Source organism: Chryseobacterium sp. FW101-FHT12H09 (assembly GCF_058790395.1).
On the sequence record NZ_JBYTCP010000002.1, the window covers coordinates 268,012 to 291,468 of the forward strand.

The following is a 23,457-nucleotide window of genomic DNA, read 5'->3' on the forward strand; positions in this document are numbered from 1 at the left end:
TAAAAAGATAAACATATCTTTGTCAGACTTTCTATTACGATATGAAGAAAAAACATCACCATAAAAAGCCGGGATTCTTTAAAAAATGGTCAGCTAAACTGCATTTGTGGTTTGGTTTAGGTATTGGATTCTTAATTTTCATTATTTCTATTACCGGAGCATTATATGTTTTTAAAGATGAAATTGAAAACGTTACGAGAAAAGATGTTATTTACCATAATGAGCAAAATATTGATCAAAAACAAATTCTTCCTATCCGAGTTCTTGAAAGATCCGTTACACAGCAGGTAAAGGAAAAATATCCTGTTCATTGGGTGAATATTCCAATCGATAAAAAAATGTCATATGTTTTCTATTGGTACGAACACGATCCAAAAGCCTGGAATTATTTTGATGAATTTCCCGTTTATAAAGCGGCATATGTAAATCCTTACAATGGAAAAGTTTTGAGGACCTACGATGAAAAAAATGGGTTCTTTCAAATTGTAAAAATGATCCATTGGAGCTTTTTATTGAAGCAAGACTGGGGAACTTATGTGGTTGGAATTCCTGTTATTATATTCGTTATCATGTTGATCACCGGAATTGTGCTGTGGTGGCCTAAAAATAAAGCGGCAAGAAAACAGCGTTTTTCTTTCAAATGGAAAAATATTAAAAGCTGGAAAAGAAAGAACTATGACCTCCACAACGTGCTAGGTTTCTATGCCTCCATCTTTGCTCTGGTATTCTCTATTACAGGATTGTTTTATGCATTTTTTGTTGTTCAGGCAGCAATGTATGTGATCTTCTCAGGTGGAAATACTGTTTATCCGGATTTCTCTAATATCAAGACCAAGGCTCCTATAGAATTAAGAACAGAAGGCACTTTAGATAAAATAAGCAATACGGTTAAGCAAAAGTATCCTGATTCCTTTGGTTTTGCAATCGATCTTGGACATGAACATATGGACGACCATGAGCATCCTAATTTTGAAGTTTATGTAAAACACCTTTCGTATTCTTACCATAAAAGCAGCAGTTTGATTTTTGATGAAAATTCTGGTGAACTCCTTCACACTCACGATCCTAAAGACAAAAATTTTGGAGAAAAGACAGTGGGCGCGAATTATGATATTCACGTTGGATCTATTTTAGGGCTTCCTACGAAGATCATTGCCTTTATTGTAAGCCTCATATGTGCCTCATTACCAGTGACTGGATTCTTAGTTTGGTGGGGAAGAAGAAAAAAGAAAACACCAAAAACAGCTTAAAAACTTTTTTTAATAAATTCTTTGTTAATAATCCATTAATACAATCTTTTTTATAATTTTAACCCTTTAGAATTATAAAAATAGAAATGTCATTAATAGATTTATCAAAACATGTTGCCCTAGGAATTGACATAGGGGGAACCACTACAAAATTTGGAGTGGTCAACCACCGAGGTGAGGTTCTTGAAAAAGGAAACCTTAGAACGGACGAGTATGAGAAAGTTGAAGATTTTATCGATGCTTTATATGAGAAAGTTCACCCCTTAGTTGAAAAGTACGGCAATGAAAAGAACTTCGATGGAATTGGAGTTGGCGCTCCCAATGGGAACTATTATACAGGAACCATAGAGCAGGCACCCAACTTACCATGGAAAGGAGTAATTCCTTTTGGTGAATTGATGAAAAACAAATTCAATATGCCGTGTACTGTTACCAATGATGCTAATGCAGCAGCATTTGGTGAAATGCTTTTCGGAGCAGCACGCGGAATGAAGGATTTCATCATGATCACTTTAGGAACAGGAGTAGGAAGCGGAATTGTTGCGAGTGGAAAATTAATCTACGGACATGATGGTTTTGCTGGAGAACTGGGACACACTATTGTAAAACCAGGAGGAAGAAAACATTGGAGTACGGGTTCTGAAGGATGTTTAGAAGCGTATGCTTCTGCAACCGGAATTGCCATTACTGCTAAGAAAATGAGGGCTGAATTCCCTGAATCTATGCTTAGCCAGTACCCAGAGGAAGCTATTAATTCGAAAACAGTTCATGAATGTGCTTTAAAAGGAGATCCAATCGCGATTGAAGTCTTCAGATATACAGGGCAGAAATTAGGGGAAGCATTAGCTAACTTTGTGATGTTCTCTTCTCCGGAAGCTATTCTTTTATTTGGTGGCGTTATCAAGGCAGGAGATTTTATCTTAAAGCCTACAAAACTTCATATGGAAAGAAACCTTCTTCCGATCTTTAGAAATAAAGTAAAACTTGTTTTCAGTGAACTTGATGAAGCAGATGCTGCTATTTTAGGAGCAAGTGCTTTGGTTTGGGAAAAATAACTGAATTCTATTTAAATATATTAAAGCATCCTTTTGGATGCTTTTTTTGCCCACGGATTTACACGGAATTACACGGATGTTTTAGTGCTCGCAGATTTTGGTGATGCTGCAGATGTTTGTGTTTATTATTTGTGTTCATTCGTGAAAAACATTTGTGCTATTTGTTTTTAAACTCAAAAAGTATGTTTCGAGAGAGTCTCAGCCTACAGATATAATAACTACTGAAGGTCAAACGTCATTATTTCTATTCGTAAAACATTCTATTTTTTCGTCGATAAAAGGAGAAAAATTCAGGTATAAAATGAAAAAGTTTTTCCTATTTTTGATTAGTTTTTCACTCATTTCCTTCAACGGATAAGAGAAGAAAAACAACGAACAAAATAATTAATCTAAAATGGATAAAAATAATTTAGAACAGATCACTTTTGGAGGCGGATGCTTCTGGTGTGTGGAAAGCTGTTTCAATATGCTGAAGGGTGTTGAATCTGCTGTTTCAGGATATTCCGGAGGACACAAAGACAATCCAACTTATGAAGAAGTATGTACCGGAGAAACAGGTCATGCAGAAGTCGTACAGATCACTTATGATCCAAGCTTAATTTCCTATGAGCAATTAATGGATGTTTTCTTCTTCCTTCATGATCCAACTCAGTTAAACAGGCAGGGAAATGATATCGGAACACAATACCGGTCAGTTATTTATTATAAGGATGATGGTGAAAAAGCAAAGGCGGAAGAAGCGATCAAGGCATCTCAGGAATCAGGAAGATGGTCTGGAGAATATGTAACAGAATTAACGAAATTCGACACATTTTGGCCGGCAGAACAATATCATCAGGGATATTACAATGAAAACCCTACACAACCTTATTGCAGCGCCGTTGTAGGTCCTAAAATTCAGAAGTTCAAAAAACATTTCGGAGAATTGGGAATGTTGACTATCGATTCAGAATAAAAAAATAAAGCGAAGATCTCTCTTCGCTTTTTTGCTTAAAAATAATCTGATATGAAGAAACTTAATATCCTTGATTTTGTGTGAAGTCTGCCGAAGCATCAAGCGTTGCCTGAGGAATCGGGAAAATTCTTCTGTAAGGTTGTGAAGCGGGTTTTGCAGTTCCCGGCAAATCAAACTTACCGAATCTGATCATTGCCTTTCTTCTGTACATTTCCCAATACAATTCAAATCCAGATTCTCTTAATAATGTATCCGCATCCAAAGAAGCAATCTTAACACCAGGTGTATTTCCTTTTAAAGCGTCATTCGTTCTGCTTGTTCTCAGTATATTAACATCAGCCAAAGCTGCACTAACATTTGATTTTCTGAAATATGCCTCCGCTCTCATCATATAGATCGTACCTAATCTGTACAACGGCACATCCATTCCGCTTGTTCCGTTGTTTCCGTAACCAGGATCAAATTCAAACTTGAAAACCCTTACTCCCCTATTGATCTGAGCCTGAGTAAATACCGATTCTGAAGGGCTGTCAAAGTTCAATTCCGGAGTGAAATCTGCTGCTAATGTTGTGTTTTTTTCAGTAAATAATTTAAATACTTTAATTCTTCCATCAGCAGTCATATCGAAATTTCCATTCGCAAGAATTTTCGGACCATATTGTTGGCCAACCTGCAACCCCCTGTTGAAATGGAACCAAGGTTTTCCTGTTCCTTCCACTTTACTTGTTGATGGTACGCTTACGTCTGTTCCGTCGTTTCTGAACCAGGTTCCGTCTTCATACTGATAGGTTCTCTGGAAACGAGGGTCATCATGATTTCCATTCCAGGAATAATAAAATTCCGGAGTGACACAATTTGCGTTTGTTCCTCTGTTATCAGGTGAAGGTTTCTGAATTCTCTCCATTGACATGTAAGCTAAGTCATTGTCTGAACCTTTATCTGAATTCGCAATTTTCTTCTGAACGATCGTAAAGATCATTTCCTTACTCGTATTATTATTGATATCAAAATTGTGGAAATAATTAGACTCTAAACTGAAGTTCGGATTATTGATTAACAAATTAGAATATTCAATCACTTTATCCATATCATTTCCGCCGCCATTTACAGCTGGTTCCAAAAAGGTAAAATTACTTGTCGTTCTATTCTTCAAAACAGCTCTGTTGAGATACATATCTGCCAAAAGTGCATAAGCTGCCTGTTTTGTAAATCTTCCTGCATGTGTATTTTGAGTATTAATATCCGCTAAATTGGGAATAAGGCCCTCCACTTCAGTAATTAAAGCATCAATGGTCGTTTCTGCCTTTCTGATCTGAATTGGAGCATTGATATTATCCGGATCCCTGTATGGTGCCTGCCCAAACAAATCAATCGTTGTATAGGTGTAATACGCCAATAAACCTTTTGCTTCTGCTAAAAATAATGCTTTATTCGCTCCGGTACTTTTGCTGGCACTTGATATGGCCGTTAAAGACTTTGTAATTCCGAAATTCAATTGATTCCAGGTTGTTTTTACAACATCACTATTGGCATCCCACGTGAATTCGTGCATCGCTCTCCATTTTCCACCATCGCCCCAGTCACTTCCTCTTGTTGGTAACAGTGCTTCGTCAGTAGAATATTCCTGCAAAGCAAAAACACTTCCATGGTCTACAAAAGTTCCTTCCCCAAGCTGGCTATAAGCAGCAGCCAAAGCAGCTTCAGAATCTGCAACTTCAGATCCCAAAACCTCATCAATCACTTGTTCATCCAGATTTGTACATCCAACTAAAGCCAGTACACCAATGGATAAAACAATTTTATTAATATTTAAAAATTTAGATTTCATGATTTCTTTTAACTTAAATTAAAATTTAACAGTTGCTCCCAAAATGAACGTTTTCGCAGACGGATACGTTGTATAGTCAATTCCCAAAGACTGGTTTCCTCCCACCTGTTTGTTTGTATCAACAAGTGGATCATAACCCGTATAGCTGGTAATTGTAAATAAATTCTGCGCGCTTATATAAAGATTGATACTTCTCAGGAATTTTAATTGATTTATATCAAAAGTATATCCTAATCTCACATTGTTCAGACGAAGAAAGTCTGACTTCTCAAGATATAAAGAAGATAATTGCGGCTGGTTCGTGAAGTTAGCCCCCGAATCGTAGAAGTTTTTCAGAACGTTTCTGTCTGAGGCTAAGTTGTTGATATTTAAATCCAACGCCGTATTATTTACCAGATAACCTCCTGTTTGTCCGATGAAAGAGAAAGAAAAATCAAACTTCTTATATTTCATGTAAGAATTGATCCCGAAAGTGAAATTCGGAATAGCTCCTTCGAAAATCTTTCTGTCATTCTGATCGATTCTTCCATCTGCATTAATATCTTCATAGATATATTTTCCGTTGGCATCAACCCCTAAATAATTGTACATATAAAAAGATCCTGCTTCATATCCATTTTTATAGATATTGGCAGTAACTCCAGAAAGTCCTGGACCAGAAACCTCTCCCGAATAAATTGCGGAAACAGGAAGATCTTTTACAACATTATTTACTGTTGCTCCATTGACATCAAAATTCCATGTGAAATTTTCATTTTTAATAATTTCTGAACCTAAAGAGAATTCAAAACCTTTATTCACGATCTGTGCATCAACATTTTTCCATACTGTACTTGTTGGGCTTAATGGTCTTGAAGGAATATTTAAGATAGGATCTTTTGTTGTTTTGTTGTAATATTCCAATGATCCATATAATTTATTTTTCAATAAACTGAAATCTGCACCAATATTGGTTTGCTCTACGACCTCCCATTTCAGATCAGGATTTACAGTTCTGTTTATCGAAACGCCGTTGATCAAATCTAAATTTGGATATAAATAATACCCTGCAGCCTGTGTCAACGAAGAGCTCGCCTGTGTAATTTTGTTCGGAACTTCTTGGTTACCGGTTTGTCCCCAACTTCCTCTTAATTTTAATTCGTTAATGAATTGAGAATCTTTTAAGAAATTTTCATTAGACATCGTCCAACCCACAGCTACGGAAGGGAAATATCCGTATTTGTTGTTCTTTCCGAAACGTGTAGAACCATCGGCTCTTAATGAAGCAGTCAGTAAATATTTTTTATCAAAATTGTAATTTACTCTGCCGAAATACGACTGTAATTCATTCTCCTGAGCATAGCCCGCTCCCGGAACGAATGCTGTTCCCGAATATCCCGGATTAATTTCCGGAGCAATTCCAGCTCCCTGAGCTGCAATATCTTTTACTCCAAAATAAGTGCCTGTAGATTTGAATTTTTGATAAGAAAAACCACCTAACACACTAAAATTATTCTTGTTTAAACTAAAATCATATGTTAAATAATGTTCCAAAAGCACATTATAAGAGTCAAGATTGGCCTGAACATACATTCCTTTTGGTGTTCTGTCGGTAACGTTCGGATACATGGTTGTATTTCTTTCCGACATTGTCTTATCAATCCCTAAATTGAATTTATAATTTAATCCCGGTAAAATTCTCAATGTAGCTTCCGTATTCCCCAACACTCTGAATGTATTGGTTTTATCATTATAAACACTCAATAAATACAAAGGATTATAGTGGGCGTTCATATTGAAGTTGGTGTAATTTCCGTTTTCATCATACACAGAGCGTGTGGGATTTGCCATCAAAGCATGGATAATCACCTGACCATCAGATCCTGCATTTCCACCGTTCGGAATTCCCGTTTCCCTGATGTCACTCGCCGTAAGATTTACTTTAACCTTTAATCTTTTATTATCAAAAAAAGATTCTTCTGCATTCAAACGGGCTGTCGTTCTTTTGAAACTACTATTCAGCACAATACCATCTTGATCCATGTGAGAAATGGATGCAAAATAGTTCCCTGTTTCCGTAGCTTTTGAGAATGAAACCGAGTGATTTGATGAAACTGCATTTCTGTAAATTTCATCCTGCCAGTCTGTATTTCCACCATGGTCATACAATTTATTGATTCCCGCGCCTCTATATTGATCCGCTGTTAACAGGTCCAATTTCTTTATAACAGAAGAAAAACCTAAATACGTATCATACGTAAACATGGGCTCACCCTTTTTTCCTCTTTTTGTGGTTACCAAAACAACACCATTTGAACCTCTCGCCCCGTAAATAGCCGCAGCAGAAGCATCTTTCAAAACAGTAATTGATTCAATATCACTGGTATTTAAAAAGTTCAACGGATTTTTTGCCCCAGCATTTCCTAAACCAACGTTCGGACTTGCTGCGCTTACCGCATCATTACTTAAAGGAACACCATCTACAACGAATAAAGGTGTACTTCCACTTCTGATGGATCCAATACCCCTGATAGAAACATTAACACCAGCTCCAGGTTCCCCACTCGATTGAACAATACGAACACCGGCAATTTTCCCCTGCATCAAGTTATCAACAGAAATATTCATTCCTTCTTTGAAATTTTCAGCTTTCAACTGGCTTACAGCACCCGTTAAATCTGATTTTTTCTGAGAACCATAACCTACTAAAGTAACTTCTTCAATAGAAGTAGCTCCCTTCTTAGATTTTAAATTAACCGAAATAGTAGTGCTTGAAATTTTGGTTTTTTGAACTTCATATCCATCATAAGAAATTGATAAGCTCTGCCCAATGGAGGCCGAAATAGTAAAATTTCCCGAAGCATCAGATGTAGCAGTAGCTCCTGTTTCTATAACAGTAATTTTTGCACCTTCTATTGCTGACCCCTCCTGATCCAGAACGATTCCGGATATTGTCTCATTCACCTGCGAGTAAACAGGGCTAATTCTAGTAAATCCTTCTGCATGAGCCTGATTGGCAACCAGAAAGATTAATGCTATTGGAATTAGCTTTTTAAATTTAAAAAAATTAATTTTGTGGTACATATCATTAAGTAATTGTAATAAACATTGCTTATTAAAAAGCCGCTGTTGTTCCCGCAACAGTGGTTTTTTATCTACTCTTTACACAGCTTATTTTCGGCATACAAAGTAAATTGATTTCCTCAGAAACTATTTTAACATAATATTATCTTAAGATCAACAAAATATAAATATCTCAAAATGAGAAAATAATATTCATCTAGTTATCAGCAAATTACAAACACTGAATTTTGACTTATTTACACAATCTTAAAACATTATTAATATAATATGTAACCCACAACAAATAACGACTCGTTAATTTCGCCATAACAAAATTGATTCAAAAATGATAAAGATTTCTACTGTACTTCTTTGCTTATCTCCACTGCATTTAATATGGTCACAAACTAAGGATTTAAATCACCTAAAGATTAATGAAATCCAGGTTATCGGTTCACATAACAGCTATAAAAAAGCAATTCTTCCTGAGGTTTATTCCTACCTGGCTAAGAAAGATTCTTTACATGCCTTACCCAGAATTCAATATGAACATATCGCAATACCGAAGCAATTGGATTTAGGATTACGTAATCTTGAAATCGATGTGTACGCTGACAGCAAGGGCGGAAAGTATGCTCATCCTAAAATTTTAGATCTGGTAAAGACAGTGCAACCTTTCGATCAGGAAGGAAAAATGAAAAAGCCGGGATATAAAATGATCCATATCACAGATATCGATTATCAAACCTGGTATTATACATTAGCGGATTGTTTGAAAGACCTGAAAAAATGGTCTGATGCACATCCAGATCACGACCCTATATTCATCACACTGGAACCTAAAGACGGTAAAGCCAATAGATTTGGAACCGAGCCTGAGCATTATACATCAAAACTCTTTGACGATCTTGACAATGAATTAAAAAATTATTTAGGAAAGAATAAAATCATAACTCCAGATGATATCCGCGGTTCTTACAAAACTTTAAATGAAGCTGTTCTCCATAAGAACTGGCCTAAAGTAAAGGATGCCAAAGGAAAATTTCTTTTTGTGATGGATAACAATGGAGAAAACAGAGATCTATATATAAAAGGCCATCCTTCATTAAAAGAGAGAATGATTTTCACTAATTCGGCTCCTGGAACTCCTGAATCAGCAGTATTATTTATGAACGATCCAAGTCCAAAAATCAACGAACTGGTACAGCAAGGCTATATCATTCGCACGAGAGCAGATGCTGATACAATGGAAGCACGAAGTGAAGATTACTCACGGTTTGAAAAAGCCAAAGAAAGTGGTGCACAAGTGATCTCTACAGATTATTATCAGCCAAGTAAATTGTTCAAATCAAATTATAAGGTCAGTTTTGAAAACAACACCTATGAAAGAAAAAATCCAATAAACGGACAATAACTACACACGTTTTCATTCATATCAAAGGGGAAAGGCAGTCTTATTATAAGGTTGCTTTTCTTTTTCTATAATTTGACCGATGATTATGTTTAAAAAAACGGCTTTATTCACTAAACCTGCGAGACATCAAAAATTAAAAACATCTACAACCTTTTTATCTTCTGCTCCTTTAAGTCAATTTCAAAATGATCTGCCGGATCCCCATTAGACAGCAGAGATAGAATTTTAAAAATGGCTTTCAATCGTACAACAAAAGGATCATTTGACTTATTGAGTTCAAAGGATTTAATCAAAGTTCGATACTGCTGTAATCTTTCTTTTGGAATATCCTTCTTAGCTAGTTCATCAGCAGATTGGAATTTATACAGATCAAGTAGTAGGTCTTCAAAACCCCATTTCTGGAATGAATCAATATTAATTATCTTTTGGGTCGATTCCGTCTTTGAATTTTGTGAAAGCAAAAACAAGTCTTTTCCGCTTAAAAGTTTTCCCCTTTCAATAAAATCGTTAGGCCAGTCATCAGGAATCATTCGCAAGCGAACCAGCTCTTTCAAATGGAACAGCATAAAATCATGATAGGATTTCGTCTTCAGAATATCCCTATTCCATAGATTGGTATTTTTAGTTTTTTGTAATGCTTCATATTCTTTTTCATACAACGGAAATAACTCGTCAAAACGGGGAACATTATTTAAAACTTCTGTCTGAACCTCCATTTTATTCTGAGAATGAATGGTAAGAACTTTATAGCTTGGTAAATAAGCGGCTAACGAAGGAACCTGAACATTCACCAGCATTTTATCTCCCTCTTTTCGAATCCCTGTGTCATTGATATGCATATGTCCGGCAAAATGAATTTGCAACCCTGCATCTAAGAATGCTTTTGCAACTTCCTCTTCTGGAACTCTTTCCAGCTGCCATTTCTTTTCACCTAAAAGCTTCTTGATTTCATTCGTTGCCCCATCATTAAAATCAATCATCGGATAATGGGTAAAAGCAATCAGCGTTTTATTATTTTTTTTTGCCTCAGCAGCCAATTTTTTAACCCATTGAATTAAATGCTGTTTGTGCGTCAAAACATTATTGTATCCAATAATTGCTCCTTTATAATTTTCAGGATCGCTAGGGCTTTTATTAATGTCTTTAGGAATATAAGCATTCCCATCGATCGCAATCATCCAGATCCCTTTTATTGGTTCTACTACATAGCTAAGATCCGGAACTGAAAAACCTGTAGAAACCTCATACATCCTATTGGTATAATCTGCAAAATGTTGTGCATTGCCATAAGTATAATTAGAATAGGAATGATCATCAAAAGGAGTACTCCAATACAAATTGTCTTTGCCCGGATAAAATCCGAAATCTTTCAATTCATTAAGAATTTCAACATATCCAGATTCTGCAATATCCTTTGTAATAATATGATCCTTTGTCTTTGTAAGACCCTCTTTACTGTAAATTTCTAATGGCGATCCATCTTTTCCTAGAAAATCATCTTTCCCGGCATCTTGGCGAAATGGTCCCACAGGATCATGATTACCGGTAGTCAGATAAAAATTGATTCCGTATTTTTTATGATAGGTTTCCAAAATCCGATGTAGCCCATGTAAATTATAAGCTTGTCCATCATCTGAGAAATCTCCAGGCATAGCAATGATCTTAATTCCTTTAGCCGCAATATCATCCAAAGCCTTTAAAAAAGCAAAATAATTTTCATTAAAAATTCTGGTAGAATGCAACTGAGAATCCATTGTTCTAAGGATAGTTGGTTTTCCGGTTTTAGGATTAACAATTCCTTGAAAGTCATTATCCGAAAAGCTTCCATACAAATCCTGGAAATGCACATCAGAAAGAAAAGCAATCTGTACAGGTTTTTGCTGGGCAGATAAACAAGTGAAAACAAAAACTAAAGTGGAGAAAATTCCGATTTTAATCATTTTTAAAATAATCCGAAAATTAGAGGATTATTTTAGGAATTGCTTTAAGGGAACTTTAAATAATTGTGACATATAGTCTATCTATTTCACACCAGCGTAAAAATCTACCATATGTTCACTTACTTTTCTTAATTCTTTCCCATTCTCTGGATTTATTCCATCCATAGTAAAAAACTCTACCTTATTGTTATATTTTGAATACCACGCCTTGCCAATAGCATTTTCTACGGTTAAAGTATCTGGTCTTGTTATTTTCTTAAAGTTTTTATATACATTTTTATCCATTGCTACTACATCGAATTTAGGACTTACATAAGTGCTGTCAGTACCTACATATCTTTCTCCATTCCAATACATATATTTATTCTCACCAAGCCCTCCGCCATAAGCTAAGCCAGCAACAAGAGTTAAAATCATTGCTCCTATTCCCATCCCGTTTTTAGCCAATTGTGGCACATTAAAAATAGGAGTGTTGGTAATATTTATAATTATTTTAGAAAGCTTCTCTGAAAGAGAATCTTCATCTTGATCAATCTTAAGTTCTATTTTCGTTTCTCCTTTATCTTTCTCAATTAGAACATTTGTACAAAAATCTTCGAAATTATTATATCCTACATACCAGCTTAATTGATCAAGCGTAATTTCATCTATATCATAATCTCTATTGTCTTTTATTAATCTTTTATGATATCTGACAAAAGTTCTTACATCCTTAGAAGAACCAAACTTCCCTTCTAATTCAAAGGTTAGATAAGTTAAAATAGAAACATCGCTGCACTTGGTTCTATTGAGTTCTTTTTTTGCTTTTTCGTATGCTTTTTTTAGCAGCAATTTTTTCTTCTCATACATGGATTTAGTTTAAAGGGGTTATTGGTGTCTAAGTTAGACAAAACTAAGACAATAAAATTGCGGATTCCCGTAAAAAACAACAACTTACAACCTTTCACCTGTCCTTCTTCTGTCTAGGAATGACACCTACTTCTGTCTTTACTTTGTCCTCAGAGATTAGCAAGAATAAACAATAAAACAGAAAATTCAAAAAGCCTTATCTCTAAATCACCTGATAAAACGGAAGAAAACTCCGGGTTGGGAAGCAGATGTTTCTCTTCCGTTTTTGAAGGTTCTACTTCCCTAAAAAATTAAGAAGCGCTTCGAAATTTTAACCGTGTACAGCCTGTGGAAAAATCCGTGGGAGGAAGAAAAACAGTCAAAAACTTCAAAATTTTAAGGAAATGATCCAATTTATATTAATGCTACTAGGTTTAGCATTCTCAAATAATAACACAAATACAGCAGCATGTCATAATAACCCAACACAAATTACAACACAAACAAGTAGTGATCCAGGTGAGGGATTAGATCCGGGGGACGGAGGTCCTGGTGGAGGTACTACAGGAGATACCGGCCAAACACCTCCTCCATTTACAAACCCTTAATAATCAGAAAGGACAGATTGCATAAATCTGTCCTTTTTTCTTACTTTGCATGATAAACTAATACTATGAAAAATATATTATTTCTAATAATATCACTGATTCTATTTTCATGCTCAAGAGAGGAGCCTGTATCAAAAAAATTAAAAGAAGAAAACTTATTTTATAAAAAGGCAAGAAAATTTAGAGACACCAAAATCAGTGACTCTGCATTTTACTATTATACTCTAGCAAAGGATGAATATGTAAAAAATAATGATTCACTAAGAATTGGACAGTCTTTGGTAAACATGGCAATTATCGAAACATCAAAAGGTGACTTTTATGGTTCAATAGAGACCTGTCTGGAAGCAAATAAGTTTTTTACTAATATCAAAGACAGTACAACAAGAAGAGATTTGGCTTCTAGTTTTAACAATATGGGTATAGCATCTGGTTATATGTACAATTATGACCATGCTATTATTTTTTACAAAAATGCCATTCGTTATGCAATTAATAATGAAACAAAATATACCTATTATAATAATATAGCTGTTGCTTTATTGAAAAAGAATGATTCTAAACATGCTATTAATTATCTTACAGAGGCCATTTTAACCAAAAATGACACAGAATACGCTAGAGCCCTGAATAATTTTGCCAAAGCAAAATTTATGGAAGACAAGAATTACAATCCTCTTCCCGAGTTTTATAAAGCACTAGAAATAAGAAAAAAAAATAATGATTTAGATGGCCTGAATTCGAGCTATTATACACTATCTGAATATTTTAAAGATATTGATAAAAATAAGGCGCTTTTTTATACTGGGAAAATGTTAGAAACTGCAACTGCACTAAAAAGCCCTGAAGATAAACTACAGGCATTAATTAAGCTCATCGAGCTTAATACTAATAATATTTCACTATACTTCAAAAAGTACCAATCTCTTAACGATAGCCTTCTCATTGCACGAAATAGAGCTAAAAATCAATTCGCTTACTTTCGCTATGGAATTGAAAAAGAAAAAGCAGAAAACTTGGGCTTAAAAGCTGATGCCATAGTAAGAGAAAGTCACATTTTACAAAAGAACTATCTTTTGGGTGCTCTAGTTTCAGTTTTAATTATTCTTACAATTTGGTATCGAAAAAGACAAATAAGACTACGACAAGAAAACGAACTAAAAATAAAAGAAAACCAGCTCAAAATTTCCAAAAAAGTACACGACGTAGTTGCCAATGGCATCTACCAGGTTATGACCAAAATAGAAAATCAGGACAGTTTTAATAAAAATGAAGCACTTGATGAACTCGAATTTGTCTATGAAAAATCCAGAGATATTTCCTACGATAAAATTGGAGAAGAAAAAGAATTCAGTAGAGTAATTTCAGAACTTATTGCCTCCTTTAATAATGAAAGCGTAAAAACCTTTACAGCAGGAAACAGCCCTACGATTTGGGAATTCGTCTCTCCTATAGTAAAAGAAGAGGTTTACCAGATGCTTCGTGAGCTGATGGTGAATATGAGAAAGCATAGCCAAGCCACTCATGTTGCCATTAAATTTGAAAAAATAAACAATGTCATTGAAATTCAATACAAAGACAATGGAATAGGAATTTCCGGAGATCTTGTTTATAAAAATGGGTTACGAAATGCGGCATCCCGTATTGAGGCTATTAACGGAACTATTACTTTTGACACAAAAATTGAAAAAGGGCTGAAGGTCAATCTTTCATTCCCTGTTTCCTAATCATATAACCATGTTCAAAAAAGTTTTAATCGTTGAAGATCAAGAAATAATGAACCAGGGAATACTGAATACAGTAAAAGAATTAAATATCCCTGAGTTTGATTATGTAACATATTGTGATGAAGCTTTAGGCAGGATCAGTACAGCTTTAGAAAGAGAAAACCCTTATGATCTGCTTATTGCTGATCTATCGTTTGATAAAGACCATATTTCCCAGAAACTTCATTCCGGACAGGAACTTATTTTTGAAGCGAAAAAGATTCAGCCCGATTTAAAAGTAGTTGTATTTTCAGTAGAAAAGAAAGCAAAAACAATTGATGATCTTTATAAAATATATCAGATCGATGGATTTGTAAGCAAGGCAAGACATGATGGAAAAGACTTGAAAAGTACAATACGAAAAATTTTTCATGGAGAGACTGTAGTTCCACAAGAAGTTCTGAATATGATGCGCCATATTTCTTCTGAGTTTAACGAGTATGATCTCAAATTGCTTGAATTGCTTGCCAAAGGTCACAAACAAAATGAAATAAGTCTCTACCTAAAAGAACATAAAATGCCACCATACGGCATTAGATCTATTGAAAAGAGATTAAATGAACTTCGAGACATTATCGGTGCAAAAAATAATATTGAAATGATTGTAATTTGCAAAGATATTGGCCTTATCTGATCACATTTTTTTGAAAATATCTTCCCCTGTTACGGGGAACCGTAATGATGAAAAAATAAATGAATATACTTTTGAGGTCTTAACCTAGTTTCTTTAATTAAATCACATAACCATGTTTAAAAAAGTTTTAATTGCCGAAGACCATGAAAGCATTAATATTTCCGTCCAGAAAACCCTTGAGGATCTTAATATTCCCAAAGTCGATTATGTATACTATTGTGATGATGCCATAGGAAAAATACGGAAAGCTTTACGAGAAGAACATCCTTACGATTTGTTGATTACAGATCTTTATTATGAGGAGGATCATCATGAACAGAATCTTAAAGACGGAAAAGACCTCATCGGAAAAGCAAAAGAGATACAGCCTAATTTGAAAGTAATCGTATTTTCAGCGGAACATAAAACGGGAGTTATAGAAAATCTTTTTTCAAACTACCAAATTAATGGTTATGTACGTAAAGCCAGAAACGATTCAAAAGATTTAAAAAAATCTATTGCAGCAGTTTATATAGGAGAAAACTATTTATCTTTTGATCTGAAACAGGATATGAAAAAGTTCAATAACTATGAGTTTTCTACGTTTGACATTACGCTTATTTCCCTCCTTTCTAAAGGAGTCTTACAGAAAAACATTCCTATACATCTCGAGGAGAGAAATTTAAAACCCTCCAGCCTGAGTAGCGTTGAGAAAAGATTAAACAGTCTAAAAGAAGATCTCGAAATAAACAGTAACGAACAGCTTGTAGCCTTCTGCAAGGATATCGGAATAATATAAAACAATTCATTTTACTTACAACCTTTCAAAAAATTTGAAAGGTTTTTTTATTTTTTGCTCGTTTTACGGAAACCCGTAATAGACCAAAATTTAATGCTCATATTTTTGAAGTGTTAAATCAAACAATTTGTTATGAAAAAAGAATACTACATTAATAAGAATCAGCAGCCTAATGGAGATTATGAAGTGCATGAAAGTTCATGCCGATTCTTGTCATCTCTTGAAAATAGAATTTATTTGGGCAATTTTTACTCCTGCCAAGAAGCGGTAAATGAAGCGAAAAGATTATTTCCAGTCCAAAGAAATAATATCAACGGCTGCTATTACTGTTCAAATGCGTGTCACACAAGTTAATAAATAAAGCAATCATGGGAAAATTCGTAATCACTCAAAGAATTAATAATGAGTATCAGTTCAATCTTAAAGCCGGAAACGGAGAAATTATTTTAACCAGCGAAGGTTATGTTCAGAAAGCATCCTGTCAGAAGGGAATAGAATCCGTAAAAGTCAATTCTCATGATGATTCAAGATATGACAGAAGAGTGGCTGTAAATGGTAAAGACTATTTCGTTTTAAAAGCCAGAAATGGAGAGATTATTGGAAAAAGTCAGTTATACAGCTCAAAAACAGGAATGGAAAGTGGCATCCATTCTGTAAAATCCAACGCTCCAACAGCAGAAATTATTGACGAAACGCTTAAAAACTAAAAACCAATGGACCTTAAAATTAAACTTGAACAGTTACACCAGAAAGTGGTGGGATTAAAAGATCAGATAAGTACTGAAGAAGCAACTAAAAACGCTTTTGTCATGCCCTTTATACAAATTCTAGGATATGACATTTTCAATCCTACAGAAGTTATTCCGGAACACATCTGTGATATTGGAACTAAAAAGGGTGAAAAAGTAGATTATGTCATCAAACACAATGACAATCCTATTTTCATTATAGAGTGTAAACACTGGAAGGAAAGTGCAGATGCTCACAATTCGCAGCTTCACAGATATTATCACGTTTCAAAAACAAGATTTGGTGTTTTAACTAATGGTATAGTTTACAATTTTTACACTGATTTGGAGAAGCCTAATATTATGGATGAAAAACCGTTTTTCACTATTAATATTGAAGATCTAAAAGACAGTTCGATTAAAATTCTTGAAAGCTTTACGAAGAAAGATTATAATTTGGAAAGTATTCTTGATTCCGCAGAAGCATTAAAGTACATCAAAGCCATAAGAAAGGAATTCGAAAAAGAGATTGAGAATCCGTCTGATGAATTGGTAAAACTGTTAGTGAACCGCTTCTTCGAAAAGCCTTTAACAGCCAACAGAATGATTTCTTTCAAGGAATACGCCAAGAAAGCTTTGACAACGTCAATCAATGAATCCATAAGCTTTAGGCTTAAATCTGCACTGAGCATCAACGAACAAATTGAAAAACAGGATGAAACGGTAAAAACTTCCCAGTCTATTGATGAGAACAATGACTCGAAAATTGTTACAACAGACGAAGAACTGGAAGCTTTCCAAATTGTTAAAGCCATTTTAAGAGAAAAAATACCTTCTGCCAGAATTGCCCACAGAGATACACTGTCCTATTTCGGTGTCTTACTCGATGATAATAACCGAAAGCCCCTCTGCAGATTTCATTTTAATACAGCAAATAAATACCTGGAGACATTTCACAATGGCAAAGAAGCAGGTGAAAAGGTTCTGCTAACTAACCTTGATGAAATTTATAATTACAAATCTGAACTTCATAAAACACTGGAAGCTTATTCTTAAAACTAAAACCATGAAAACTTTCATTTTTATAATCACATTATGTCTTGGAGCTCTTGTTTCCGACTCTTTTTCTACATTTAAACCTGACAAAACAATCCACGGAGGACGATGCACAGGCTCAGCCAATTGCTCGGCATGTTCCAATTGCTCGGGTTGTGGGCACTGCGCAGGAGGCGGTGGCAGCTGTGGCGTTTGTAAAGGAGGTTCTTATGAGAAAAAATACTCTTCAAAGAAAGACAGATCTAAAAAATCAAGGGATTCCAATCCATACACACCTTCCCAAAAAGGTAAATCAACCAAAGCTCCTCCAGTTTTTGTAAATGAAATCAATATCAATTCCAGCAGATATATCGCGGGAATTGCGGTTACTCATGTGTATGAAAAGCCTTCTGTTAAATCTAAGATAATCGAGATTGTTCCCAAAAATGAAAAACTAATTCAACTTTCAAAACAAGATTCCTGGTATAAAGTGAAGGCACAGAAAACAGGAAAAACCGGATATGTCTATTATAAAGATGTAAAATAACTAAAAACAAAATATCATGAATTTAAAACAATTTTTAAACGAGGAGCAAGATCCGAAAGCCGTTGAAAAGCTCTTGCAAAGGATCAACAGTCTTCTTACCTCACAAGAGTTTGTGGAATATATTGCAGTTCAAAAGAAGCCCGCTCTTAATCTCTCTCCGGACTGTATTGCTCTTACTAACAGGAGAATTATTTTTTGCAGGCCTAAAAACTTCGGTTTGTCAATGGATTTCCAGGATTACAGCTGGGTAGATGTCGCAGACTGTCATATCAAAGAGGGGATTCTAGGAGCTACTTTTATTATGAGAACAGTCAAAAACTTCTCCAATATGATGGATTATCTACCAAAAACACAAGCAAGAAAACTCTATCAGTATGCTCAGGAAATTGAAGAACAAATGAGAGGAGTAAGAAGAGAAAAAGATTTAGAAACAAGAAGAGCATCTGCAGGAGGAGGAGTAACTGTAAACAACACGACTCCCATTATAGCACAGCCTCAGCAATTTCAGCAACAGAAACCTTTATTGATAGAAAATGAAGACCCCTTTGCGGTTTTACAAAAATTAAAAGGCTTAGTAGAAAGTGGAATTATTTCCACAGAAGAGTTTGAAGAAAAAAAGAACGAAATCTTATCAAGAGTTTAAAAATTATGAAATCAAAATTCACCACCGCCATGCTTGCGTTCTTTTTAGGAGGATTAGGCATCCACAGATTTTACCTGGGTCAAAACAAATTAGGAATATTCTATCTTTTGTTTTGCTGGACATTTATCCCCGCATTGATTGCGTTCATTGATTTCTTCGTTTTTATTTTCATGTCTGAAGATCATTTTAATTATAAATATAATCTAACGACAGGGTTTTAAAAACTAAAAAAAATGAAAACATTCCTCACCTTCTGTGCGATATGTTGTTTCATCGGTATTTTCAAACTTCCAATAGAGTATTATACTTTTCTCCGGGTCTTGGTATCCGTTGGAGCCCTTATTGTTATCTACAATGCATTTGTTTTTAAAATACAATATTGGAGCACTATATTCATCATAATCCTTATCCTTTTCAATCCAGTCTTCCCTATTTACTTGTACAGGAAAAACACATGGATTCCTGTTGATATTATTACTGGAATTCTTTTCCTACTTATTGGCTTTGTCGAAAAACTGGACCTCAAAAAGGAAGAAAAAAGTACTGAAGAAATTTCGGAGCAATCAAAACAAATGAGATCTCCTTCCCGAGATATTATTATTAATCCTAAAAAAACTAAAGAAGAACCACCCAATGGAAAACAATCAAATAACTGAAAATCTAAAAGCTCATTTTTTGCGGCTTTATCAAATGGCAATTTGCGATGATGATTTTAGTGCTCTGGAACTGAAAATGCTTTACAAATGCGCTGAGGAAAGAGGAATATCGTCAAAAAACCTGGACGACATTTTACTAAATCCCATTAATTTCAAGTCTCTTGTGCCTCAAACCATTGAAGAAAAAGTAGATTATCTGTATGACCTCACCGTCATGATATGGGCAGATGGAATAGTTTCGCCAAACGAATATTCAGCCATGGAAAAATATGTTTTGATGTTCGGGTTTTTGGAAGAAAATGTAAAAGATATTGTTGAATATCTGATTGAAGCCGTAAAAATCGGCAAGAATAAAAGTGACATTTTATACGAATTAAAAAACTAAAACACCATGGATACCACCAGTATAAAAAATTTATTTAAATTAAAATCAGTTCCGATCGAAGTCCCAAAACAGGAAACTTCAAAAACAGAAGATACCCCTAAAATTGAGGCAGAGTCTTTTGAAGAAAGCAGGAAGAGAACTTATCACGAATCGGGATATAGAGACAGTTCCAGGACGAATGGAAATCATTCCACGCTATCAATCTGTCTTGACGCTGTTTACTCAAAATTCCAAAATGAGGAAAAAGAAATGGTTGAAAAGCAACAGAAACTCAAAGAATCTTATGTTAATGAGCAAAAAAACAGAGAAACCGAAATCAAAGCTTTAACTGTTTCCCAGGAAACCAAAGAAGAACAATTAAAAAACAAAAACAAAGAAATTGAAAATCATCAAAATAACATTGAAACATTAAAAGCTGAGATTCTCGATTTACCAAGAAATCCTGAAAAGCACAATGTAAAAGCAACAAAAGGGGCATCCACTAAGTTTTGGATTGGTGCCATTCTTCTTGTTCCAATAAGTTTGTATCTACTGACCTTTTATATTTCTACTTCTTATTCTGCCTTCTTTAAAAGCTTTGATGCCAAAAGCACTGTCATACAAAGTGTCTTGGATGCACAGGCACTCAGTAAGGCCTGGAATGAGGGTTTGATTGAAGGAGCATTTGTCTCTTTAATTCCGTTTGTATTTCTTGGCCTCGGTTTTTTAATTCATATGTTCAGTGAAAATAAAACCACAGGAAACTATATTAAACTTGGATTATTATTCATTGTTACTTTTGTTTTCGATTCCATTTTAGCCTATGAGATTGAATCAAAATTGTATGAACTGAATAAAGTCTTTGATTCTCCCCCATTTGATCTTAAAATAGCTTTTACCAAAATTCAGTTTTGGGGAATTATTTTCGCAGGATTCATTGTATATATCATTTGGGGATTGGTTTTCGATTTTGTGATGAAGGAACATAAAGAAAAAGACCGGATTAAAAATGAACAGGAAATCAGACAAAAAAATGTGCTTTTTCTTTTAGAAAAAATCAATGTCCTGAAAAAAGAAATTGAAGAAATTCTAGGAAATATTGGAACAACAAAAGAATTAATCATAAAAACCTGGGGAAGAATCGAAGAACTTCAGAATATTATCGATGGGGTTATCATTCCAACCAAAGATTACAAGTTATATGCCTCGGAATATGTTCAGGGCTGGATCACCTTTATTGGAGAGAAGATAGCTGTTTCAAAAACAGAGAAACAAACAATGATTGAAAGCTGTATTGAAACCTATAACATCAATCTGGAAACTGTTGGAGCCAATTCTGATAATCAAAATTTAGTTTATTTATCATCTTTATAACAGAAAATTATGAAAAAGACACTCTATTTATTACTCATTATTTCATTGGTTTCTTGCTGCAAGCAACCTCCAATAAAACCTTGCACAAATTGTCCACCAGAAGTTGATTCTAATAATATCAATGTTAGTATTTTAATCGATTTATCAGATCGGATTGATCCCCAAACCAATCCCAATCCAACAATGGAATATGCTCAAAGGGATGTGGAATATATAAAAGCCATTGAAAAAGGATTTTTAAATCACATTAAATCAAAAAAAATAATCACATACGATGATCAGATGCAGGTTTTCTTCAATCCCGAACCTTCCGACCCGAAAATAAATGATTTTACCAAAGACTTAAAAGTCTCTTTCGATAAAAACATAAATAAAGATTACTTCACTTCTGTTGAAAAAAAATATTCTGAATTACCATCCAATATTTATCAATCAGCAATCAAAGACGGAAATTATGTTGGTTCAGATATTTGGGAATTCTTCAGAAATAAAGTAAAAGATTACTGTATAAAAAACGATTACAGAAATATTCTTTTTATTTTGACTGACGGCTATATGTTTCACGAAGATTCTAAGTTTTCACAAGATAAAAAGACGTCATATTTAATTTCCAAATTAATAAAATCAAACAATCTTATTACATCTGATTTTAAAAATACGATTGCGAAAAATAACTTAGGATTTGTGAAAGCCAATGATAATTTAAGCAATCTTGAAGTAATTGTTTTGGGAATCAATCCTGAAAAGGGTAATCCTTTCGAAGAAGCAGTCATTAAAGAATACTGGGAAAATTGGTTCAAAGAAATGAAAATCAAAAATTATCAGATCAAATCTGCTGATCTTCCTTCTAATCTTGAACCTATCATCTTGAAAGCCATTACGGGTAAAAACTAAAAACACTCAACATATAACCACAAAAAAAGCGAAGATAAATCTTCGCTTTTTTATTTTCTTATCATTTCCGTATGTGGAATATCGTCCTCCAGATATTTCTTTCCAGTATCTACAAAACCAAATTCTGAATAGAATCGTATGAGATAATCTTGTGCAGAAATTTTGATTTCAGAGGTATGAAAGCGGTTTTCTATCGTTTCAATAGCATACTTCATTAGTTGTTTGCCTAAGCTTTTTCCTCTTGCCTGTTCTGTTGTTAATACCCTTCCAAAAGAAGTTTCGTCATATTTTACGCCTTTATTAAAGACTCTACAGTAGGCAAGGATCTCTCCATCTTCTTCGGCCCAAATATGAATACCTTTTTGATCATTGTTATCCAGATCCGGATATGGACAGTTCTGCTCAATCACAAAAACATCAATACGCGCTTTCAGAATCTTATACAGCTCAGGAACTGTTAATTCATCGAAAGTTTTAATTTTCCAGATTATATTACTCATCAAAGTTTACGCTATTATTTTTTAAAAATTCATTGGTCTTCTGGATGAAATCTAAAATTTTATCACCCCCTTCTTTCTTTTCTGCAGAAGTAATATACAATTCTGGCAGATCTTCCCAGGTCTTATGGAGTTCAGCTTTGTAGTCTTCTACATTTTTTATCACAACATTAGGCTTTAGCTTATCTGCTTTGGTAAAAACAATTGAAAAAGGAACCCCGCTTTCACCACACCATTGGATAAATTCCAGATCGATCTTTTGAGGAGTGTGCCTGGCATCAACTAGAACAAAAAGGTTGACCAGATTTCTTCTGTTCAGTATATAATTGTTAATCAGTTTCTCAAAATCTCTTCTCTGAACTTTTGAAACTTTAGCATACCCATATCCCGGTAAATCGGTAAGATACCAGCTTTCATTGACTATAAAATGGTTGATCAGCTGTGTCTTTCCCGGAGTTTGTGAAGTTTTCGCCAGATCCTTATGATTCATCATTGCATTGATCAATGATGATTTTCCTACGTTTGACCTTCCTATAAAAGCATATTCGGGAATATCCGGTTCCGGGCATTCCTGCCACTTCCCGCTACTTTTTACAAATTCTGCTGTTTTAATTACCATTT

23 protein-coding genes are annotated in these 23,457 nt (G+C 34.5%); 17 read left to right on the forward strand and 6 right to left on the reverse strand.

All coding sequences use genetic code 11. The features are described 5' to 3' along the window. The first annotated feature begins 41 nt into the window (after positions 1-41). The 3 genes from AC3WRL_RS06875 to msrA all read left to right on the forward strand — a co-directional run bounded on the left by AC3WRL_RS06875 (position 42) and on the right by msrA (position 3,260). Positions 42-1,250, forward strand: coding sequence for a PepSY-associated TM helix domain-containing protein (locus AC3WRL_RS06875; RefSeq protein WP_214829556.1), 1,209 nt, complete (start codon positions 42-44; stop codon positions 1,248-1,250). 86 nt (positions 1,251-1,336) lie between these two features. Next, on the forward strand, positions 1,337-2,305 hold the full coding sequence (locus tag AC3WRL_RS06880) for an ROK family protein (RefSeq protein ID WP_214829558.1): 969 nt from the start codon (positions 1,337-1,339) through the stop codon (positions 2,303-2,305). Between the two features lie 394 nt (positions 2,306-2,699). Then, positions 2,700-3,260, forward strand: a complete 561-nt coding sequence (gene msrA, locus AC3WRL_RS06885) for a peptide-methionine (S)-S-oxide reductase MsrA (RefSeq protein WP_492329993.1) — start codon at positions 2,700-2,702, stop codon at positions 3,258-3,260. A gap of 61 nt (positions 3,261-3,321) precedes the next feature. Here msrA and AC3WRL_RS06890 read toward each other — a convergent pair whose 3' ends face one another. Then, entirely contained in the window at positions 3,322-5,088 is a 1,767-nt protein-coding gene (locus tag AC3WRL_RS06890) for a RagB/SusD family nutrient uptake outer membrane protein (RefSeq protein WP_214829569.1), read from the reverse strand. An 18-nt stretch (positions 5,089-5,106) separates the two neighbouring features. After that, positions 5,107-8,151, reverse strand: a complete 3,045-nt coding sequence (locus tag AC3WRL_RS06895) for a SusC/RagA family TonB-linked outer membrane protein (protein WP_492329994.1) — start codon at positions 8,149-8,151, stop codon at positions 5,107-5,109. Between the two features lie 325 nt (positions 8,152-8,476). On the opposite strand from AC3WRL_RS06895, the gene AC3WRL_RS06900 reads away from it, so the two are divergent. Next, the gene (locus tag AC3WRL_RS06900; RefSeq protein ID WP_214829573.1) at positions 8,477-9,544 is read left to right on the forward strand and encodes a phosphatidylinositol-specific phospholipase C1-like protein; all 1,068 of its coding nucleotides are present in this window, start codon (positions 8,477-8,479) and stop codon (positions 9,542-9,544) included. A gap of 143 nt (positions 9,545-9,687) precedes the next feature. Here AC3WRL_RS06900 and AC3WRL_RS06905 read toward each other — a convergent pair whose 3' ends face one another. Further along, the gene (locus AC3WRL_RS06905) at positions 9,688-11,484 is read right to left on the reverse strand and encodes a metallophosphoesterase (RefSeq protein ID WP_492329995.1); all 1,797 of its coding nucleotides are present in this window, start codon (positions 11,482-11,484) and stop codon (positions 9,688-9,690) included. Between the two features lie 81 nt (positions 11,485-11,565). Then, positions 11,566-12,333: a hypothetical protein gene (locus AC3WRL_RS06910; protein ID WP_214829576.1), complete on the reverse strand. Its 768-nt coding sequence runs from the start codon at positions 12,331-12,333 to the stop codon at positions 11,566-11,568. A gap of 383 nt (positions 12,334-12,716) precedes the next feature. Between AC3WRL_RS06910 and AC3WRL_RS06915 the strand changes: the two genes are divergently transcribed. The 13 genes from AC3WRL_RS06915 to AC3WRL_RS06975 all read left to right on the forward strand — a co-directional run bounded on the left by AC3WRL_RS06915 (position 12,717) and on the right by AC3WRL_RS06975 (position 22,339). Then, positions 12,717-12,920 (forward strand): hypothetical protein, encoded by a 204-nt coding sequence (locus tag AC3WRL_RS06915; protein WP_214829578.1) that lies wholly within the window; start codon positions 12,717-12,719, stop codon positions 12,918-12,920. 65 nt (positions 12,921-12,985) lie between these two features. Beyond that, complete coding sequence (locus AC3WRL_RS06920; protein WP_214829580.1) at positions 12,986-14,647, forward strand: tetratricopeptide repeat-containing sensor histidine kinase; 1,662 nt, start codon at positions 12,986-12,988, stop codon at positions 14,645-14,647. A gap of 10 nt (positions 14,648-14,657) precedes the next feature. Then, positions 14,658-15,320: a DUF5932 domain-containing protein gene (locus AC3WRL_RS06925; RefSeq protein WP_214829587.1), complete on the forward strand. Its 663-nt coding sequence runs from the start codon at positions 14,658-14,660 to the stop codon at positions 15,318-15,320. A gap of 112 nt (positions 15,321-15,432) precedes the next feature. Continuing rightward, a complete protein-coding gene (locus AC3WRL_RS06930) occupies positions 15,433-16,098 on the forward strand; it encodes a response regulator (protein ID WP_214829590.1) in 666 nt (221 codons plus the stop codon). Between the two features lie 368 nt (positions 16,099-16,466). Continuing rightward, a complete protein-coding gene (locus AC3WRL_RS06935) occupies positions 16,467-16,805 on the forward strand; it encodes a YegP family protein (protein WP_214829592.1) in 339 nt (112 codons plus the stop codon). Positions 16,806-16,811: 6 nt separating this feature from the next. Further along, the gene (locus AC3WRL_RS06940; protein ID WP_214829594.1) at positions 16,812-17,882 is read left to right on the forward strand and encodes a type I restriction endonuclease; all 1,071 of its coding nucleotides are present in this window, start codon (positions 16,812-16,814) and stop codon (positions 17,880-17,882) included. Between the two features lie 10 nt (positions 17,883-17,892). Beyond that, positions 17,893-18,408, forward strand: coding sequence for an SH3 domain-containing protein (locus AC3WRL_RS06945; protein WP_214829597.1), 516 nt, complete (start codon positions 17,893-17,895; stop codon positions 18,406-18,408). Positions 18,409-18,424: 16 nt separating this feature from the next. Next, positions 18,425-19,051 (forward strand): PH domain-containing protein, encoded by a 627-nt coding sequence (locus tag AC3WRL_RS06950; protein WP_214829598.1) that lies wholly within the window; start codon positions 18,425-18,427, stop codon positions 19,049-19,051. 5 nt (positions 19,052-19,056) lie between these two features. Further along, positions 19,057-19,272 (forward strand): TM2 domain-containing protein, encoded by a 216-nt coding sequence (locus AC3WRL_RS06955; RefSeq protein WP_214829600.1) that lies wholly within the window; start codon positions 19,057-19,059, stop codon positions 19,270-19,272. A 12-nt stretch (positions 19,273-19,284) separates the two neighbouring features. Next, positions 19,285-19,707 carry a DUF6804 family protein gene (locus AC3WRL_RS06960; protein WP_214829602.1) on the forward strand — a complete coding sequence of 141 codons (423 nt, stop codon included), beginning with the start codon at positions 19,285-19,287 and terminating at the stop codon, positions 19,705-19,707. After that, positions 19,685-20,092 (forward strand): hypothetical protein, encoded by a 408-nt coding sequence (locus tag AC3WRL_RS06965; protein ID WP_214829604.1) that lies wholly within the window; start codon positions 19,685-19,687, stop codon positions 20,090-20,092. The genes AC3WRL_RS06960 and AC3WRL_RS06965 overlap by 23 nt, the downstream gene beginning before the upstream one ends. 6 nt (positions 20,093-20,098) lie before the next feature. After that, complete coding sequence (locus AC3WRL_RS06970) at positions 20,099-21,445, forward strand: beta-carotene 15,15'-monooxygenase (RefSeq protein ID WP_214829605.1); 1,347 nt, start codon at positions 20,099-20,101, stop codon at positions 21,443-21,445. 9 nt (positions 21,446-21,454) lie between these two features. After that, positions 21,455-22,339: a hypothetical protein gene (locus tag AC3WRL_RS06975; RefSeq protein WP_492329996.1), complete on the forward strand. Its 885-nt coding sequence runs from the start codon at positions 21,455-21,457 to the stop codon at positions 22,337-22,339. 50 nt (positions 22,340-22,389) lie between these two features. Here AC3WRL_RS06975 and AC3WRL_RS06980 read toward each other — a convergent pair whose 3' ends face one another. Together AC3WRL_RS06980 and yihA are read right to left on the reverse strand one after the other, a co-directional pair. Next, positions 22,390-22,839 carry a GNAT family N-acetyltransferase gene (locus tag AC3WRL_RS06980; RefSeq protein ID WP_214829615.1) on the reverse strand — a complete coding sequence of 150 codons (450 nt, stop codon included), beginning with the start codon at positions 22,837-22,839 and terminating at the stop codon, positions 22,390-22,392. After that, the gene (gene yihA / locus AC3WRL_RS06985) at positions 22,832-23,455 is read right to left on the reverse strand and encodes a ribosome biogenesis GTP-binding protein YihA/YsxC (RefSeq protein ID WP_261510443.1); all 624 of its coding nucleotides are present in this window, start codon (positions 23,453-23,455) and stop codon (positions 22,832-22,834) included. The genes AC3WRL_RS06980 and yihA overlap by 8 nt, the downstream gene beginning before the upstream one ends. Between the last annotated feature and the right edge of the window lie 2 nt (positions 23,456-23,457).

Bases quoted from the DNA above. Each gene is read 5' to 3' on its own strand.
- AC3WRL_RS06900 (WP_214829573.1), top strand. From the start codon at position 8,477: ATGATAAAGATTTCTACTGTACTTCTTTGCTTATCTCCACTGCATTTA.
- AC3WRL_RS06940 (WP_214829594.1), top strand. From the start codon at position 16,812: ATGGACCTTAAAATTAAACTTGAACAGTTACACCAGAAAGTGGTGGGA.
- AC3WRL_RS06895 (WP_492329994.1), bottom strand. From the start codon at position 8,151: ATGTACCACAAAATTAATTTTTTTAAATTTAAAAAGCTAATTCCAATA.
- AC3WRL_RS06945 (WP_214829597.1), top strand. From the start codon at position 17,893: ATGAAAACTTTCATTTTTATAATCACATTATGTCTTGGAGCTCTTGTT.
- AC3WRL_RS06970 (WP_214829605.1), top strand. From the start codon at position 20,099: ATGGATACCACCAGTATAAAAAATTTATTTAAATTAAAATCAGTTCCG.
- AC3WRL_RS06955 (WP_214829600.1), top strand. From the start codon at position 19,057: ATGAAATCAAAATTCACCACCGCCATGCTTGCGTTCTTTTTAGGAGGA.
- msrA (WP_492329993.1), top strand. From the start codon at position 2,700: ATGGATAAAAATAATTTAGAACAGATCACTTTTGGAGGCGGATGCTTC.
- AC3WRL_RS06905 (WP_492329995.1), bottom strand. From the start codon at position 11,484: ATGATTAAAATCGGAATTTTCTCCACTTTAGTTTTTGTTTTCACTTGT.
- AC3WRL_RS06925 (WP_214829587.1), top strand. From the start codon at position 14,658: ATGTTCAAAAAAGTTTTAATCGTTGAAGATCAAGAAATAATGAACCAG.
- AC3WRL_RS06875 (WP_214829556.1), top strand. From the start codon at position 42: ATGAAGAAAAAACATCACCATAAAAAGCCGGGATTCTTTAAAAAATGG.
- yihA (WP_261510443.1), bottom strand. From the start codon at position 23,455: ATGGTAATTAAAACAGCAGAATTTGTAAAAAGTAGCGGGAAGTGGCAG.
- AC3WRL_RS06975 (WP_492329996.1), top strand. From the start codon at position 21,455: ATGAAAAAGACACTCTATTTATTACTCATTATTTCATTGGTTTCTTGC.
- AC3WRL_RS06915 (WP_214829578.1), top strand. From the start codon at position 12,717: ATGATCCAATTTATATTAATGCTACTAGGTTTAGCATTCTCAAATAAT.
- AC3WRL_RS06950 (WP_214829598.1), top strand. From the start codon at position 18,425: ATGAATTTAAAACAATTTTTAAACGAGGAGCAAGATCCGAAAGCCGTT.
- AC3WRL_RS06935 (WP_214829592.1), top strand. From the start codon at position 16,467: ATGGGAAAATTCGTAATCACTCAAAGAATTAATAATGAGTATCAGTTC.
- AC3WRL_RS06890 (WP_214829569.1), bottom strand. From the start codon at position 5,088: ATGAAATCTAAATTTTTAAATATTAATAAAATTGTTTTATCCATTGGT.
- AC3WRL_RS06910 (WP_214829576.1), bottom strand. From the start codon at position 12,333: ATGTATGAGAAGAAAAAATTGCTGCTAAAAAAAGCATACGAAAAAGCA.
- AC3WRL_RS06920 (WP_214829580.1), top strand. From the start codon at position 12,986: ATGAAAAATATATTATTTCTAATAATATCACTGATTCTATTTTCATGC.
- AC3WRL_RS06980 (WP_214829615.1), bottom strand. From the start codon at position 22,839: ATGAGTAATATAATCTGGAAAATTAAAACTTTCGATGAATTAACAGTT.
- AC3WRL_RS06930 (WP_214829590.1), top strand. From the start codon at position 15,433: ATGTTTAAAAAAGTTTTAATTGCCGAAGACCATGAAAGCATTAATATT.
- AC3WRL_RS06880 (WP_214829558.1), top strand. From the start codon at position 1,337: ATGTCATTAATAGATTTATCAAAACATGTTGCCCTAGGAATTGACATA.
- AC3WRL_RS06960 (WP_214829602.1), top strand. From the start codon at position 19,285: ATGAAAACATTCCTCACCTTCTGTGCGATATGTTGTTTCATCGGTATT.
- AC3WRL_RS06965 (WP_214829604.1), top strand. From the start codon at position 19,685: ATGGAAAACAATCAAATAACTGAAAATCTAAAAGCTCATTTTTTGCGG.